Annotated in this window: 7 protein-coding genes; 1 reads left to right on the top strand and 6 read right to left on the bottom strand. The window is 64.0% G+C overall.

The window, feature by feature from the left end; translation table 11 throughout:
• Positions 1–72: 72 nt before the first annotated feature.
• The gene (putA, locus tag CDV46_RS05140) at positions 73–3,999 is read right to left on the bottom strand and encodes a trifunctional transcriptional regulator/proline dehydrogenase/L-glutamate gamma-semialdehyde dehydrogenase (protein ID WP_087721938.1); all 3,927 of its coding nucleotides are present in this window, start codon (positions 3,997–3,999) and stop codon (positions 73–75) included.
• A gap of 126 nt (positions 4,000–4,125) precedes the next feature.
• Positions 4,126–5,727, bottom strand: a complete 1,602-nt coding sequence (locus tag CDV46_RS05145; RefSeq protein WP_140413297.1) for a hypothetical protein — start codon at positions 5,725–5,727, stop codon at positions 4,126–4,128.
• Positions 5,728–5,985: 258 nt separating this feature from the next.
• Between CDV46_RS05145 and CDV46_RS05150 the strand changes: the two genes are divergently transcribed.
• A complete protein-coding gene (locus CDV46_RS05150) occupies positions 5,986–8,013 on the top strand; it encodes a hypothetical protein (RefSeq protein ID WP_087721940.1) in 2,028 nt (675 codons plus the stop codon).
• Between the two features lie 41 nt (positions 8,014–8,054).
• Here CDV46_RS05150 and sorB read toward each other — a convergent pair whose 3' ends face one another.
• The 4 genes from sorB to hemE all read right to left on the bottom strand — a co-directional run bounded on the left by sorB (position 8,055) and on the right by hemE (position 13,956).
• On the bottom strand, positions 8,055–8,402 hold the full coding sequence (gene sorB, locus CDV46_RS05155; protein ID WP_249277681.1) for a SorB family sulfite dehydrogenase c-type cytochrome subunit: 348 nt from the start codon (positions 8,400–8,402) through the stop codon (positions 8,055–8,057).
• 14 nt (positions 8,403–8,416) lie between these two features.
• Positions 8,417–9,757, bottom strand: a complete 1,341-nt coding sequence (gene sorA, locus CDV46_RS05160; protein ID WP_087721941.1) for a SorA family sulfite dehydrogenase catalytic subunit — start codon at positions 9,755–9,757, stop codon at positions 8,417–8,419.
• A 202-nt stretch (positions 9,758–9,959) separates the two neighbouring features.
• Positions 9,960–12,491: a primosomal protein N' gene (locus tag CDV46_RS05165; RefSeq protein ID WP_087721942.1), complete on the bottom strand. Its 2,532-nt coding sequence runs from the start codon at positions 12,489–12,491 to the stop codon at positions 9,960–9,962.
• 394 nt (positions 12,492–12,885) lie between these two features.
• The gene (gene hemE / locus CDV46_RS05170; RefSeq protein ID WP_303395608.1) at positions 12,886–13,956 is read right to left on the bottom strand and encodes a uroporphyrinogen decarboxylase; all 1,071 of its coding nucleotides are present in this window, start codon (positions 13,954–13,956) and stop codon (positions 12,886–12,888) included.
• Positions 13,957–14,124 lie beyond the last annotated feature (168 nt).

A 14,124-nucleotide genomic window follows, 5' to 3' on the forward strand; every position in this document is an offset into this window, starting at 1 on the left:
ACGAATCGCGCCTCGCGCGCCCCGCGGATGCGAGACGGGCGAGGCGCGTGACCTGCCGGCGTGACTAACGGATCAGCCGATGGTCATGAGGTTGGCGTTACCGCCGGCCGCAGCGGTGTTTACCGACACCGAGCGCTCGCAGAGCAGGCGCTCCAGCGAGTAGTCGTCGCCTGCGGCGAGGGCTTCGGGGGCGAGGCCTTGCATCGACAGGATCGGCCCGTTACGCGTGGCAATGCGGCGGTTCAGGGCGCGCAGCTCGTCGCTGTCACCTTCGAACAGCACGGCGGCGAGCGACGGTTCTGCGGCGGCATCGACACCGGCGGCCAGCACCGCAGCGCGGCCCTTGATCGACGCAGGCAACGCGCCCACCAGATCGCGAGCGACAGCGCTGTCGGCGAACACTGCCGTGTTGCCCGTAGCGAGTACGGCGGCCAATTGCGTGCGAGCACCAAACGGCGTGGCGGCCACACACAGCACCGGACCGCGCGGCTCCAGACCGTAGGTGTTGCGCTCGCCGGTCGGGCCCGGCAGGACGGCCGTGGCGTCGAGGGCCGATGTGGCCAGATAGCGGTCGACGCGATGGATCGCTGCCGCGCTGTCGGCTTGCGATTGACCGGCTTGATGCAGCCAGTCGCGATAGCTCACCAGCGGCGACAGGGCCGACTCGTTGCGGTTGAGTTCCGGTGCGAGGGCAGCCGGACGCGTCGCCAACAGGCGCGGCAGGTACATCGGACCGCCGGCTTTCGGACCCGTCCCAGACAAACCTTCACCGCCGAACGGCTGCACACCGACCACGGCGCCGATCACATTACGGTTCACGTAGACGTTGCCGACATGGGCACGTTCGGTCACGTAGGCGATGGTTTCGTCGATCCGCGTATGCACACCGAACGTCAGGCCATAACCGGTGCCGTTGATCTGATCGAGCAGCTTGTCGAGTTGCGCGCGCTTGAAACGGATGACGTGCAGCACCGGGCCGAAGACTTCGCGTTGCAGCGCCTTCAGGTCGGTCAGTTCGATCAGCGTCGGCGGCACGAACGTGCCGTGACGAGCGGCGTCCGGCAGCGGCAGTTGTTCCACTGGGAAGCCCTTGGCGCGCATCTGCTCGACGTGGCGGGTGATACCGGCTTGCGCTTCGGCATCGATCACCGGGCCGACGTCGATCGACAGGCGGTCCGGGTTGCCGATCGCCAGTTCCTGCATCGCGCCCTTGAGCATGTGCAGCGTCTTGTCGGCGATGTCGTCCTGCAAGCACAGCACGCGCAGTGCCGAGCAACGTTGACCGGCCGAGTCGAAGGCCGAGGCCAGCACGTCGTACACGACCTGTTCCGGCAGGGCCGACGAGTCGACGATCATCGCGTTCTGACCGCCGGTCTCGGCAATCAGCGGAATCGGACGGCCGTTGGCGTCAAGGCGTTCGGCCAGCGTGCGCGCGATGATGCGGGCCACTTCGGTCGAACCGGTGAACATCACGGCCTTGGTGCGGGCGTCGGCGACGAGGGCAGCACCCACGGTCTCGCCCGTGCCCGGCAACAGTTGCAGCGCACCTGCCGGAATGCCGGCGGCGTGCATCAGGCGCACGGCTTCGGCGGCGATCAGCGGCGTTTGTTCGGCCGGCTTGGCGATCACCGGGTTACCGGCGGCCAGTGCTGCCGAGACCTGCCCCACGAAAATCGCCAGCGGGAAATTCCACGGGCTGATGCACAGCACCGGGCCCAGCGGGCGGTGCGTGTCGTTCGAGAAGCCCTGACGGATCTGCGCGGCGTAGTAGCGCAGGAAGTCGACCGCTTCGCGCACTTCGGCGACGGCGTTCGGCAGCGACTTGCCGGCTTCACGCACACACAGGCCCATGAGCGTGGGCATATGCGCTTCAAGCAGATCGGCGGCACGCATCAAACAGTCGGCGCGCTCTTCCACCGGCGTGGCTTGCCAGATCGGGGCGGCAGCGACGGCGTGGGCGAGGGCGGCATCGACGTCTTGCGTCGTGGCTTCGATCACCTGACCCACGGTGTCGCGCAGGTCGGCCGGGTTGCGCACGAAGCGCGGCGTGCCTTCCACGCGCTCGCCGTCGGCAAGCATCGGGGCGGCGCGCCACGGCGTACCGGCGCTGGCCAGCAGGGCGGACGACAACGAGGCGAGGCGGTGTTCGTTCGAGAGGTCGAAGCCCGACGAGTTGGCGCGCGACGTGCCGTACAACTCACGCGGCAGCGGAATCTTGGCGTGCGGGGCGCCCAGCGGTTGCACCTTCTCGGCTTCGGTGATCGGGTCGGCAATCAGTTCGTCGACGCTGACGGTCTCGTCGGCGATACGGTTCACGAATGACGTGTTTGCACCGTTCTCCAGCAGGCGGCGCACCAGATACGCGAGCAGCGTTTCGTGCGTGCCGACCGGCGCGTAGACGCGGCACGGACGGGCCAGCTTGCCCGCCGAGATCGGGCCGGTGACTTCTTCGTACAGCGGCTCGCCCATGCCGTGCAGGCACTGGAACTCGTACTGGCCGGGGTAGTAATTGTTACCGGCCAGATGGTAGATCGCCGAGAGCGTGTGGGCGTTGTGCGTGGCGAACTGCGGGTAGATCGCGTCGGGCACGGCGAGCAGCTTCTTCGCGCAGGCCATGTACGACACGTCGGTGTAGATCTTGCGGGTGTAGACCGGATAGCCTTCGAGGCCGTCGACCTGTGCGCGCTTGATTTCGGTATCCCAGTAAGCGCCCTTGACCAGACGCACCATGATGCGGTGACGGCTGCGGCGGGCCAGATCGATGATGAAGTCGATCACGAACGGGCAGCGCTTCTGATACGCCTGCACCACGAAGCCGATACCGTTCCAGCCGGCCAGATCCGGGTCGAAGCACAGGGCTTCGAGCAGGTCGAGCGAGATTTCGAGGCGGTCAGCTTCTTCGGCGTCAATATTCAGGCCGATGTCGTAGTGACGTGCCAGCAGGGCCAGCGACTTCACGCGCGGCAGCAGCTCGGTGAGCGTGCGCTCGTGCTGGCTGCGCGCGTAGCGCGGGTGCAGGGCCGAGAGCTTGATCGAGATGCCCGGGCCTTCGTAGATGCCACGGCCGGCCGAGGCCTTGCCGATGGCATGAATGGCCTGCTCGTAGCTGGCGTAGTAGCGCTGCGCGTCTTCTTCGGTCGTCGCGGCTTCACCGAGCATGTCATACGAGTAGCGGAAGCCTTGGGCTTCGTACTTGCGGCTGTTGGCGAGCGCTTCGGAGATGGTTTCACCGGTGACGAACTGTTCACCCATCAGGCGCATGGCCATGTCCACACCCTTGCGGATGAGGGGTTCGCCGCCACGGCCGATCAGGCGCGTGAGGGCCTTGGTGAGACCCGCTTCGCTGGTGGTGGTGACGAGCTTGCCGGTGATCATCAGGCCCCACGTGGCGGCGTTGACGAACATCGACGGCGAGTTGCCCATGTGGGCGTGCCAGTCGCCCTTGCTGATCTTGTCGCGGATGAGGGCGTCGCGGGTGGCCTTGTCGGGAATGCGCAGCAGGGCTTCGGCCAGACACATCAGGGCGACGCCTTCCTGGCTGGACAGCGAGAATTCGTGAATCAGGCCTTCCACGCCGCCGCCGGTGCTCTTGCCGCGCAGGGCGACCACGAGCTTGCGGGCGAGGGCCGAGGCCGACGAGGCGGTGGCCGGGGCCAGCTTGGCTTGGCCGATCAGCACGGGCACGCATTCCGGCTCGGGGCGGCGGTAGGCGGCGGTGATGGCGGCGCGCAGCACCGACTGGGGCTGCACGTTCTGGGCGAATTCGAGGAAGGGGTGCGCCGCAGTGTCGTCGCCGTTCAGGCCATCGATGACTTCGGTGCCCGCGTGGGTTGCACCGTTCAGCTCCGGCGGCAGTGTGCCGCTCTCGATACGCTCCAGATAGGCAAAGATCGCCTGTTTGATGAGCCAGTGGGGGGTGCGCTCGATTTGCTGGGCGGCCGTCTTGAGCCGGGTGCGCAGAACGTCGTCGACCTTGACGCCGAGAGTGGTGTTAGCCATGGAGGGTTACCTGATGACGCGAAAACATGACACCCATAGCGGGGTGAATGGCGGCATCGTAACCGGGTTTTCAGGTGGGTGCAACCGGTGTCAATATTCGGGTTGCACCTTGGGATTTGGGAATTGTCAGTCGAAATCGAGGCAGACCGCCTCTGATGTTTCGACTTCGGCGACATAGCTGACCCATTCGCGTTTGTCGGTATAGGATCGCTTGTCGAAGGGGGATGCATCCTTAGGCATGACCTGCACTTTCGGGTTGTAACTGCCACCGCAGGTTGCAATGATCGCTGAGACGGCACACAGGTGATGCATGCCGAGCGAACGGGCGATTGACGATGCAGCACTACCTACACACCCGTTGTCGCTCTTGTAATACGTGACTCGAGGCGGCTTTGTCGTGGCTTGTCTCCCCGCCGGCCCCATCGGGCCCGTGTCGCCTTGGCGACCCGAGTCCCCCTTGTTGCCTTGATAGCCGCGCTCGCCCTTGAGCGAGGCCCATGCATGGTTTTGGCACGTATAGAACATGCCTTGCGAGTCTCTGCCGATTTGCCCGACCGGACTGCATCGGCTGTCGCGCAGGTCAATCGGGGCGCCCAGTGTAAGGGTGCTGTGATCCAGTTTTGATTTGCCAACGATGATGCTGCGCGAGGCGATAACGTTGCCGCCGAGGCTCTCAATATCGCCGGTTGCCTGAACCTTGCCCGCCGCGACGACGTCCTTCCCAGAGGCAATCCCTTTGCCGGCGATCGCCCATCCCTGCGTGGCGAGATGACCGGAGGCGCCTGCATCGGCTTCCGCAGCCAGACGATTGGTCAGCAACTGCTGCGCCGTCGGGCCCACCAGTACGTTGCCGCCGGATGCCTCAATGCCTTGTTGGGCAACGATCTGCTCTTCGGATGTCAGTTGCCCTTTGACGGTCAGCCGTCGCCCCTCGCCGGTAATCGCTTTGATGCCGACAATTTCCTTTCCCCCCATCTGTAGATCCCCCTGCATCGCCTGCGAACCATCCCGACGCAGAAAGCTGTTCAGCGGGCTCAGCAAATAGCCCGCGCGTATGGCGAGCAGGCCGGCGCCGGGCGTCGGATTCGGCAAGTCGTTCGGGGTGTTGGTGTCGGACGATGGGGTGAGGGGAAAGGTGAACCTGTCCGGGCTCTCCGGTTTGGAAAAACCGCCATGAACGCCGATCTGGCGAACCGCCGTGCTCATCATGTTCCAGTCGGTATCGGTGCCGTAGGTGCGCCGCAGGGGCCGGTTGATGAAGATGATCGCGTGGATGTCGCGCTCGCCCGTTCGCCTGAAAATCCGGATGACGTAATCGGCGTTCGCCAGCATCGGTGGCTTATCGCCGACGCCCGGCAGTTTCATGATGCGAATGATGTCTGCTGCGGTGGGCTCGGCAAGATTGGCGGCACCGATTCGCAAGTGCAATACCTGGCCGGAACTGGCATTGGGTTCGCTTTGGACGTCGACGCTCAGACCCTTGATGTCCTCAAGTGGTACCGGCGCAGTGCCATCGAACGCTTTGCCGATCTCTCCGTGGTGTTTGACGATAAACGACTGCACGCCTTCGCCAATCACTTGCAGCGAGGCACCGATATTCTCGGCGCGCTTAATGCGCATCTCCTGCATCGTCTGATTCATCCAGAGTGTCAGCAGCATGCCGACGATGGCGACGGCAATCGTCGCGCCGATCAGGAAGACACCACGTTGTTTGCTTTGCATATCCAAGCCCGATATCGAGAATGGCCCGCGCGCCGCAAAGTACGACGCTTGACGAAGAGCCAGAGCGCAATTCTGGTGGGGCTGCGTCGCTTCGAGTGACGGACATTTCTGAATTGATCAAAGCGTTGGCGCAAATGCAAAACCTCCACGCCAAATAACGAAGGCGCCGTGCGAGCGACTCCCACAATGGCGAGTTTCAATGGGACTGCGATGAGGGTGACGCGGCGTCGACCGCGCTTGCATCGACTCGCGAGGGGTAAAACAATGCGGAGCAAACAACGGGGCGTGTTTCTGATCGGCGCCACGATAGCCGTCGCTGTCGTGGGATTGTTGATCGCATTTTGGGGCAGGCATCAGATGCAGCAGATGCGCATCGAGAAGGGGGAGCGGGTGGGTGAGGCGCTCAAGGTACTGGGAAATCACGTGCAGGATTTCATGGTGCAGCACCACGGGGAGATCAAGACGTTGTTCGGTGGGAAGGACCCGCGCATCACGTTGAAAATTCCGGCGGGCGAAATCACGTTGACGCGTAAGTTCAATGGATATTTTCAGGCGACGACCATCGAAGACCTGACGGTGGAAAAACTGATTCGGGCGACCGGGGCGAAAGGTATCGGGGCGTCGCCGCCGTTGCCCGGGGCGCAGTATCACATCGTCGTGTACTCCGATAACTGCGCGGACGAGAAGCAGCCGTGCGATATCAACGCTGTCACGTATCTCTCGGCACCGATCAAAAGCACGTATTCCACCGAGCCGGACTGGGTGGCATCGGGGGCAGCGTTGACGAAGCTTGGCGTGCTTGGCGGTATCTCACGGCATGAAGCGCCGGGGACCTTCCGTTTTCTCGACGGGAACGGCACGGTGGTCAATACCGTGCAAAATCCGGCGCAACCGGCGGTCGCCGGACTGATCGCGATGCGTGGCGGCTACCAGACGAGTGCGCAGGACGTGTTCTTGCGACGCGATGGGACGCGTGCGATGGAGGGAGATCTGAAAATGGGCGACAAGGACATCGTTGGCGCGAGGAACATCAGTGCAACCGAGCGTGTGACTACTTCATCGGTGTTTGCGACTAAAAATTTGGTGGCGGGGTATTCAAAGGACAAACACGACGAACTTATCAAGACGATGGACGGCGGTGTCATTGCGGAGGGGGGCATTTACTCCGGTAAGAACGTGGTCGCGGTAGGTGAGGTGTCGGCCGATGGTGACGTGCACACCAAGAAGAGTGTGCGTGCCGATGCCGACGTGAAGGCAATAGGGAACGTATCGGCCGGGGGCACGTTGATTGGGAACGGGGCGACGATTAACGGAACCCTGTCTGTCGCGGGCACCGGGGCATCGGTGAAACTAGGAGAGGTGACGATAGGTAGCGACCAACGGTCGATGACAGTGAGAAACGACGTTTGGGGTTACGGCGACGTTTGGGCGGCGGGCAAACTGTGGTCCGAGCGCGGTGTTATTCAGCTTGATGGCAAAGTCGGTGGGACGTGTAAGGAGCGAGGTATCGGGCTCAATGCAGACGGCCGCGTCATGTCCTGTCAAAACGGCACATGGCAATTGGGAAGCGTGCCGAAAGATCCGAGCGAGGTGCCCAAGGATGTTCGGGACAAAATCGAGAGGGACGGACAACTGGGTTACGCGAGTTGGGACGTCGTACACGGCAGTTTCACGGGATCGAGGCCTGACTGCCATTCGCCGGTTTATATGGAAATCTGGAACGGCTTTGCCTGTCAGATCAACGTCACCAAAAACTATTGCAAGCAACCGCCGCGGTTAGTACGGGGCAGCGATTGGGCGTACGGCAACTCCACCGGGACGAAGACCTTTGAAATTCCGCTCAACGACAGTGAGGGGGGTGTTGGCGGTGCGGATTTCGAACTCACATGTCTGGCCCCCAAAGGGCAGGGGGTGGACTATCTCTTGACCGACGGGAAGAGTCGCGGTGGTGGTGAGCTTTCCCAGCGATACGCCGGTTGGACTCGCCCCGCGAATGAAAGGGATCTGGATCGGCTGATTTTGCGTGACCGCCAGCCCCGAGTCGCGTCGATTAGATTCATCGAGAAGTTTCGTTGTTCGTCGTGGGGCGGTGATTCTGGATACGTCTACAACCTCGACGCAGAGGCCGGTGGGCCATGGGACCACTGCGAAATGGTCGCCGACGAAGACAAGTACGGATGTTCATGGCCCAACCAGATGCGAGACTTCTACCGCGACAAGAAAACCGGGGCGTGGTCATTGCGACTCAAGGAGCGCGGCGCTGGCATTACGTGTGTGAAATTCGCACGGTAGCCGCGGCACGAGCGCACGCGCTCCCTATCGCACTCGATGCGCTACTTCCCTCCATCCGTCCCGTAAGTCTTGCCCAAATACTCCGAAATCAGCTTCACCTGATCTTCCGGAATCGGCGCGCCGTAGACCTTCACCATCTTCGTGACTTCTGCGCTCCAGAACGCGGCTGGCATCGGCGGCTGGCTGTTGATGTAGTCGACCGAGTGGCACATCACGCACCATGCGCTGGTTGCCTGATAGCCAGTAAGCGTCGAGGCTTTCAGTTGCGCCGTCTCCTGCGGCAACTTGATCTCAAGCGCGTGCGCCGCCGGGGTGGCCAGCGCGCCCAGCAAGCCGAACGCACACATCACGGGAGCGGCCAGACGGCGCGATATCTTCAAAGCATTCATGGTCATCTCCCGTCTCAAGCCGCAACTACGCGCACGGTCTCTACGCCGTTGCGCAGATACCCGGCCGGATTCCACAGCGATTGCAGCGGCTGCGCGACGCCCGCGCGATTCGTCGCGCGTACCTTCAACACTTGCTCGCCGGCCGCCGACGGCGTGAACGTCGCCGTCCACTCGCGGAACGAATACTTCGACAACTCGTTGCCCAGCTTCGCCGCCTGCCAAGTCTGGCCGCCGTCGCTGGAGAACTGCACATCGCGGATGCCTTCGCCGCCATCGAACGCGATCCCGCGCACACGTACCGGCTTGCCCACTGCGACGTGTTGCCCATCGGTCAAATTCGTCACGAACGAGCGCACCGTGAAGCGCTCGATCGGCTTCGTCTTCTGTGGTGCCGTCCCCGGGGCGACGCAGTTGCAGTCGTTGTCGGGAATGCGATACGCCGTGGCCATCCAGAAGCCGTCGAACACCGTGTCGATCACCTTGATGTCGGCCAGATGCTTGACCCAATACGTGCCGTAGTACCCCGGCACCACCAGCCGCACCGGATAGCCGTTGAGCATCGGCAGGTCTTGCCCGTTCATCGCGAATGCGATCATCACCTCGCCATCCATCGCGTGATCGAGGTCGAGCGCCTTCACGAACTCGGGCGTCGCCGGAATGATCGGACGGTCGAGCCCTTCAAAGGTGACTTGCTTCGCACTGGCCGCGACACCGGCCTTTTCCAGAATTCGCTTGAGCGGAATGCCCTTCCAGCGCGCATTGCCCATCGCGCCATTGGCGATCTGCCCGCCGCCGACGCGCGGCTCGAAAAAGCCCCGGCTGTTGCCCGAACACTGATGCACGGCCACCACTTCGACCGGCGCGCCGAAATCCTTCTTCAGCGATGCGAGCGAAATTTCGAGCGGCTTGGTGACGCTGCCGCTCACGCGGATGCGGTGCTTCGCAGCATCGACGTCGGTCGGGACGCCCGCGAGGTGATACCGCACGAAGAACGCGTCGTTCGGTGTGATCAGCCCGTCGTTGAAGACTTCGAACGGCGTTTCCAACTGCGGTGGCCGAGCGGTCAGGCGGATCAGCGGGCGCTTTTGCGGATACGCCACCAGTTCGCGCTCGCCATTGGCAAACGGCAGCGTCACCGTCTGCGGCGCACTGACGGCGGCGAGGGTATCAAGCGCACGGCCGGCGAGGCTTGCGCCCACACCCAGCGCACCGGCGCGTCGCAAAAAGCGGCGGCGAGAGGTGGCGGCGATCGTTGATTCGGAAAGGTCTGCCCACGTAGATGGCGTGGACGCGGAGGATTCGGGCAAAGCAGAAGCGAGGGCCGTGGGGGCGGCGCTGGGGGCGTGCGACTTCATCGGAAGGTCTCCTGTAGACGTTCTTATCGTGCTTTCAGGGTGACGCGGCAGCGCGGTGAAGCTTGTGATGTGTTCGTGCGCGCTGCGGTGATGCGATGCGTGCTCTGGCGCCGCGTGTGGGGACGTGACGCAGGGCGAAGCATGCCCGCATCGTCGGAGATTCTTCCGATGATGTCAAATTTTCGGAACGTTATATACCGATTTATATTTCGAGCGGATCGACTTCGAGGTGCCAGCGAACCGGCGCCTTGAGCGCGCGCAGCCCGGCCATCCAGCCCGCAAGGAATCGTTGCAGAGCGCCGCGATGCGGGCTTTCCACCACGAGTTGGGCGCGGTCGGTGCCGGCGATGCGCACCATCGTCATGGGCACGGGGTCCCAGAGGGAGATGCGGGGATCGTTGAGATCGGGACCGGCGGCAATCTCGCGCGCCTGCTTGAGAAACGCCATGGCGTCGTCGAGCTTGCGCGCTTCGGCGCGCAGCAGCGCCTGATGCGTATACGGCGGCAACAGCGCGACGCGCCGTTCCTCCAGTTGCTGCGCGGCGAACCCCGCGTAGTCGTGACGCATGAGCGACCCGAAGAGCGGATGCGATGCGTAGCGGGTCTGGATCAATACGTCGCCGGGGCCGTCGGCCCGTGCCGCCCGGCCAGCGCGCCCCGCCACCTGCATCAACTGGGCGAACAGACGCTCGGCGGCGCGGAAGTCGTGCGAGAACAGCGCGCTGTCGGCGTTCACCACGCCCACGAGCGTCACGTTGCGGAAGTCGTGACCCTTGGCGACCATCTGTGTGCCGATCAGGATGTCGACTTCTCCCGCGTGCACCTGTGCGAAGAGCGCTTGCGCGCTGCCTTTGCGGCGCGTGCTGTCGGCGTCGATACGGGCAAGCCGCGCGTCAGGGAAGTGCTCGGCAAGCGCTTCTTCGATGCGTTGCGTGCCTCGTCCGAGCGGTGCGAGATCCTGATTGCCGCAATCGGGGCAGGCGTGCGGAATGCGTGACTCCGCGCCACAGTGGTGGCAACGCAGGCGGCGCTCGGGCTTGTGCAGCACCATGTGGGCGCTGCATCGGCGGCAGTCGCTGACCCAGCCGCACGCATCGCAGTTGAGCACTGGGGCGTAGCCGCGGCGGTTCAGGAACAACAGGCTCTGTTCACCGGCTTCGAAGCGGGCCTTGATCGCCGCGAGCAGCGTCTGCGACAGGCCCTCGTGCACGGTGCGCTGACGCTTGCGCTCGATGTCCATGTCGATCAGCGATACACGTGGCAGCACCGCGTCGGGGGTGGCGCGCTCCGGCATCGACAGTCGCACGTAGCGGCCTTGCTCGGCACGCCGCCAGCTATCGAGCGACGGCGTCGCGGAGCCGAGGACGACCGGAATGCGCAGCCGGTTGGCGCGCCAGATGGCGAGATCGCGGGCGGAGTAGCGCAGACCTTCCTGTTGCTTGTACGACGGGTCGTGCTCTTCGTCGACCACGATCAGGCGCAGATGCGGCAGCGACGCCATGACCGCGAGGCGTGTGCCCAGCACGATGCGGGCTTCACCGCGATGCGCGGCGAGCCAGTGCCGTGCGCGCTCGCCTTCGGCCAGTCCGCTGTGCAGGGTGACGAGCGTCTCGTGCGGAAAGCGCGAGCGGAACACCCCTTCGAGTTGCGGCGTGAGGTTGATTTCCGGCACGAGAACGAGCACCTGTGCGTCGCCTTCGCGCAGCGCTTCGGCGACGGCGCGCAGGTAGACCTCGGTCTTGCCGCTGCCGGTCACGCCGTAGAGCAGGAATGGGGCGCAGGCGGGCGTATCTGGGGTATCGGGCTTGTCGGTCTTGTCGGCGGTGCCGGGGGCGTTGCCGGTGTCATCGCCGGACGAATCTGTTGTGTTGGCCGCGTCGAGTGGCCGTGCGCCGGACGACAGCAACGCGTCGTGGATGGCGGCGACGGCATCGGCCTGTCCGGCGGTGAGTGTCTTGTTGCCCGGCAATGCGGGGGCGATTCCGTCAGGTGAATCGACGGCGTCGGCCGAAAAGCGATCGCCGGCGTCGGTCGCTATGTCATCCGAAACGTCTTCGTCGTCTTCCCGTACTGCCTCATGGAACGGCACAGTCTCCACCACAACCCAGCCCGCGGCCGCCCACTGCTTGAGCACGTCGGCGGCTTTGGCGCAGAGCGCGCGGGCTTCATCGGCGTCGAGCGTCCCGGCTTGCGCCAGTCCTTCGGCGAGCCGTCGCTGCGCGCGCAGCCGGGCAGGGACGTTCTCCATCAACGTGTCGAGTGCGCCGTCGGCAATGCGATAACGCTGCACGCCACGCTGGGCCAGCAATCGCGACCAGCGCATCGGCGTGCGCAAATGACCGGGAATGGCCGGCAACGCCACTTCACCGATGCCGCGCTGGTAATACCGCGCGGCAAAACGCATCAGGTCGCGCCACTCGTCACCCAACGGGGGCAATTCGTGCCAGACAGACGTCACTTCCCGGAGCTTGGCCGGGTCGACTTCGCTGCGCTGCGTCAATTCCCAGACGATGCCCACGACTTGCCGTCGTCCGAACGGTACCTGTACCAACTGCCCCGGGCTGGCGGCCTGGTCGAGGCGATAGTCGAACAACGTGAGCAACGGGGTATCGAGCGCGACGCGGGCGATGGCAAACGCACCGGCGCCGCCGCGTGGCGCGGCCGCAGCGACTCCTTCGTCGGAGGACTCCGGCGGAAGGAGGGACGGTTCGGGGAGATCGTCGGCGCGGGTCAAACTTAAAGTGAATCCTGAGAAGTTCCGGTAAACCCCGGATTTGAGTCGGCTTTCCGGTAGCCCGAAACGCTTGTGGATAACTATGTTGAGAACTGTGGGGATTATCTCCCGGCAGCCTCGCCGCGCGGGCCTGACATCGCGCAGCACCGTTTCTCTGTGTGAATCAAAAAGGCTTTTTGATCAATAGCTTATGAGCGGCGTCGTAGGGTGCTTCAAAGTGCGAGACAGTTGCGGCGGCGCAGCGAGAATTTGTGCATAAGTCTTTGGGACAACTCCGCAAATTGGAGGGGTTATTCGACCCGTTTCCCCTTGACTTTGCCAACGTGTAACGGCGGTCGGGTTTGCAGGGCAAAATGCCCCGCGAACCCGCACCGCCACGTGGCGGCACCTGTCATTACACCGGCTGGCGCAGCTTCCGGCTGTGGCTATGCACTTCGTCGACGAGTGCCGCGACGTGATCGGGCGACGTGAACTGCGAGATGCCGTGTCCGAGATTGAAGACGTGACCCGGGGCGTTGCCGTACGCATTGAGCAGACGGCGGGCTTCGGCGCGAATGGCGTCGGGCGAGGCGAACAGCGCGGTCGGGTCGAAATTGCCTTGCAGTGCACAACGATCGCCCACGCGCTTGCGCGCCGCAGCGAGATCGACGGTCCAGTCGAGGCCGATGGCGTCGGGGCCGGTATCGGCAATGGCTTCGAGCCACTGGCCACCGCCCTTGGTGAACACGATGTGCGGAATGCGCGCGCCGGCCCACTCACGATGCACGCCCGCGAGCGCTTTCTGCATATACGCGAGCGAGAAGCGTTGATAGAGTCCATCGGCAAGCGCTCCCCCCCAGGTGTCGAACACCATGATGGCCTGTGCGCCCGCTTCGATCTGCGCGTTCAGGTAGGCGCTGACGGCTTTGGCGTTGGTCTCGAGGATGTGCGTCATCAGGTCGGGACGCTCGTACATCATCGTCTTGACCGTGCGGTAGTCGGCCGAGCCCGAGCCTTCGACCATGTAGCACGCCAGCGTCCACGGGCTGCCGGAGAAACCGATCAGCGGCACACGGCCTTGCAGCGCGCGGCGAATCTCGGCGACGGCGTCGAACACGTAGCGCAGGCTGTCGAGATCGGGAGCATGCAGGCGGCGCACATCGTCTTCGGTGCGTAGCGGGCGCGCAAAGCGCGGGCCTTCGCCGGCTTCGAACGACAGACCGAGGCCCATGGCGTCGGGAATGGTCAGGATGTCCGAGAAGAGGATGGCCGCGTCGAGCGGGAAGCGCTCAAGCGGCTGAAGCGTGACCTCGGTGGCGTAGGCGGGGTTCTTGGCGAGCGCCAGGAAGCTGCCGGCCTTGGCACGGGTCGCGTTGTATTCGGGCAGGTACCGGCCCGCCTGGCGCATGAGCCAGATCGGCGTGTACTCGGTCGGCTGGCGCAGCAGGGCGCGCAGGAAAGTATCGTTTTGCAGAGCTTGGGACACGTCGAGGCGGTGGTATCTGAAATTTGGGCAAGCGGCTATTTTACTCGGGTATCCGGGGCCCGGACGCTTGGGGCGCTGTTATGCCGCGCATAAGTGCCCCCGGGCGGCACATCTGTTGCGTAGCGATCGATGTCGCGGGCATGCCCCGATTGGCGGCGGCGCCCACTC

The sequence above is a fragment of the Pandoraea sp. PE-S2T-3 genome (assembly GCF_002179965.1).
Classification (GTDB): Bacteria; Pseudomonadota; Gammaproteobacteria; order Burkholderiales; family Burkholderiaceae; genus Pandoraea.

What these genes read in the sequence shown, in the direction of transcription:
- sorB (WP_249277681.1), bottom strand. Translation starts at nt 8,402, where the DNA reads ATGAATGCTTTGAAGATATCGCGCCGTCTGGCCGCTCCCGTGATGTGT.
- sorA (WP_087721941.1), bottom strand. Translation starts at nt 9,757, where the DNA reads ATGAAGTCGCACGCCCCCAGCGCCGCCCCCACGGCCCTCGCTTCTGCT.
- putA (WP_087721938.1), bottom strand. Translation starts at nt 3,999, where the DNA reads ATGGCTAACACCACTCTCGGCGTCAAGGTCGACGACGTTCTGCGCACC.
- CDV46_RS05150 (WP_087721940.1), top strand. Translation starts at nt 5,986, where the DNA reads ATGCGGAGCAAACAACGGGGCGTGTTTCTGATCGGCGCCACGATAGCC.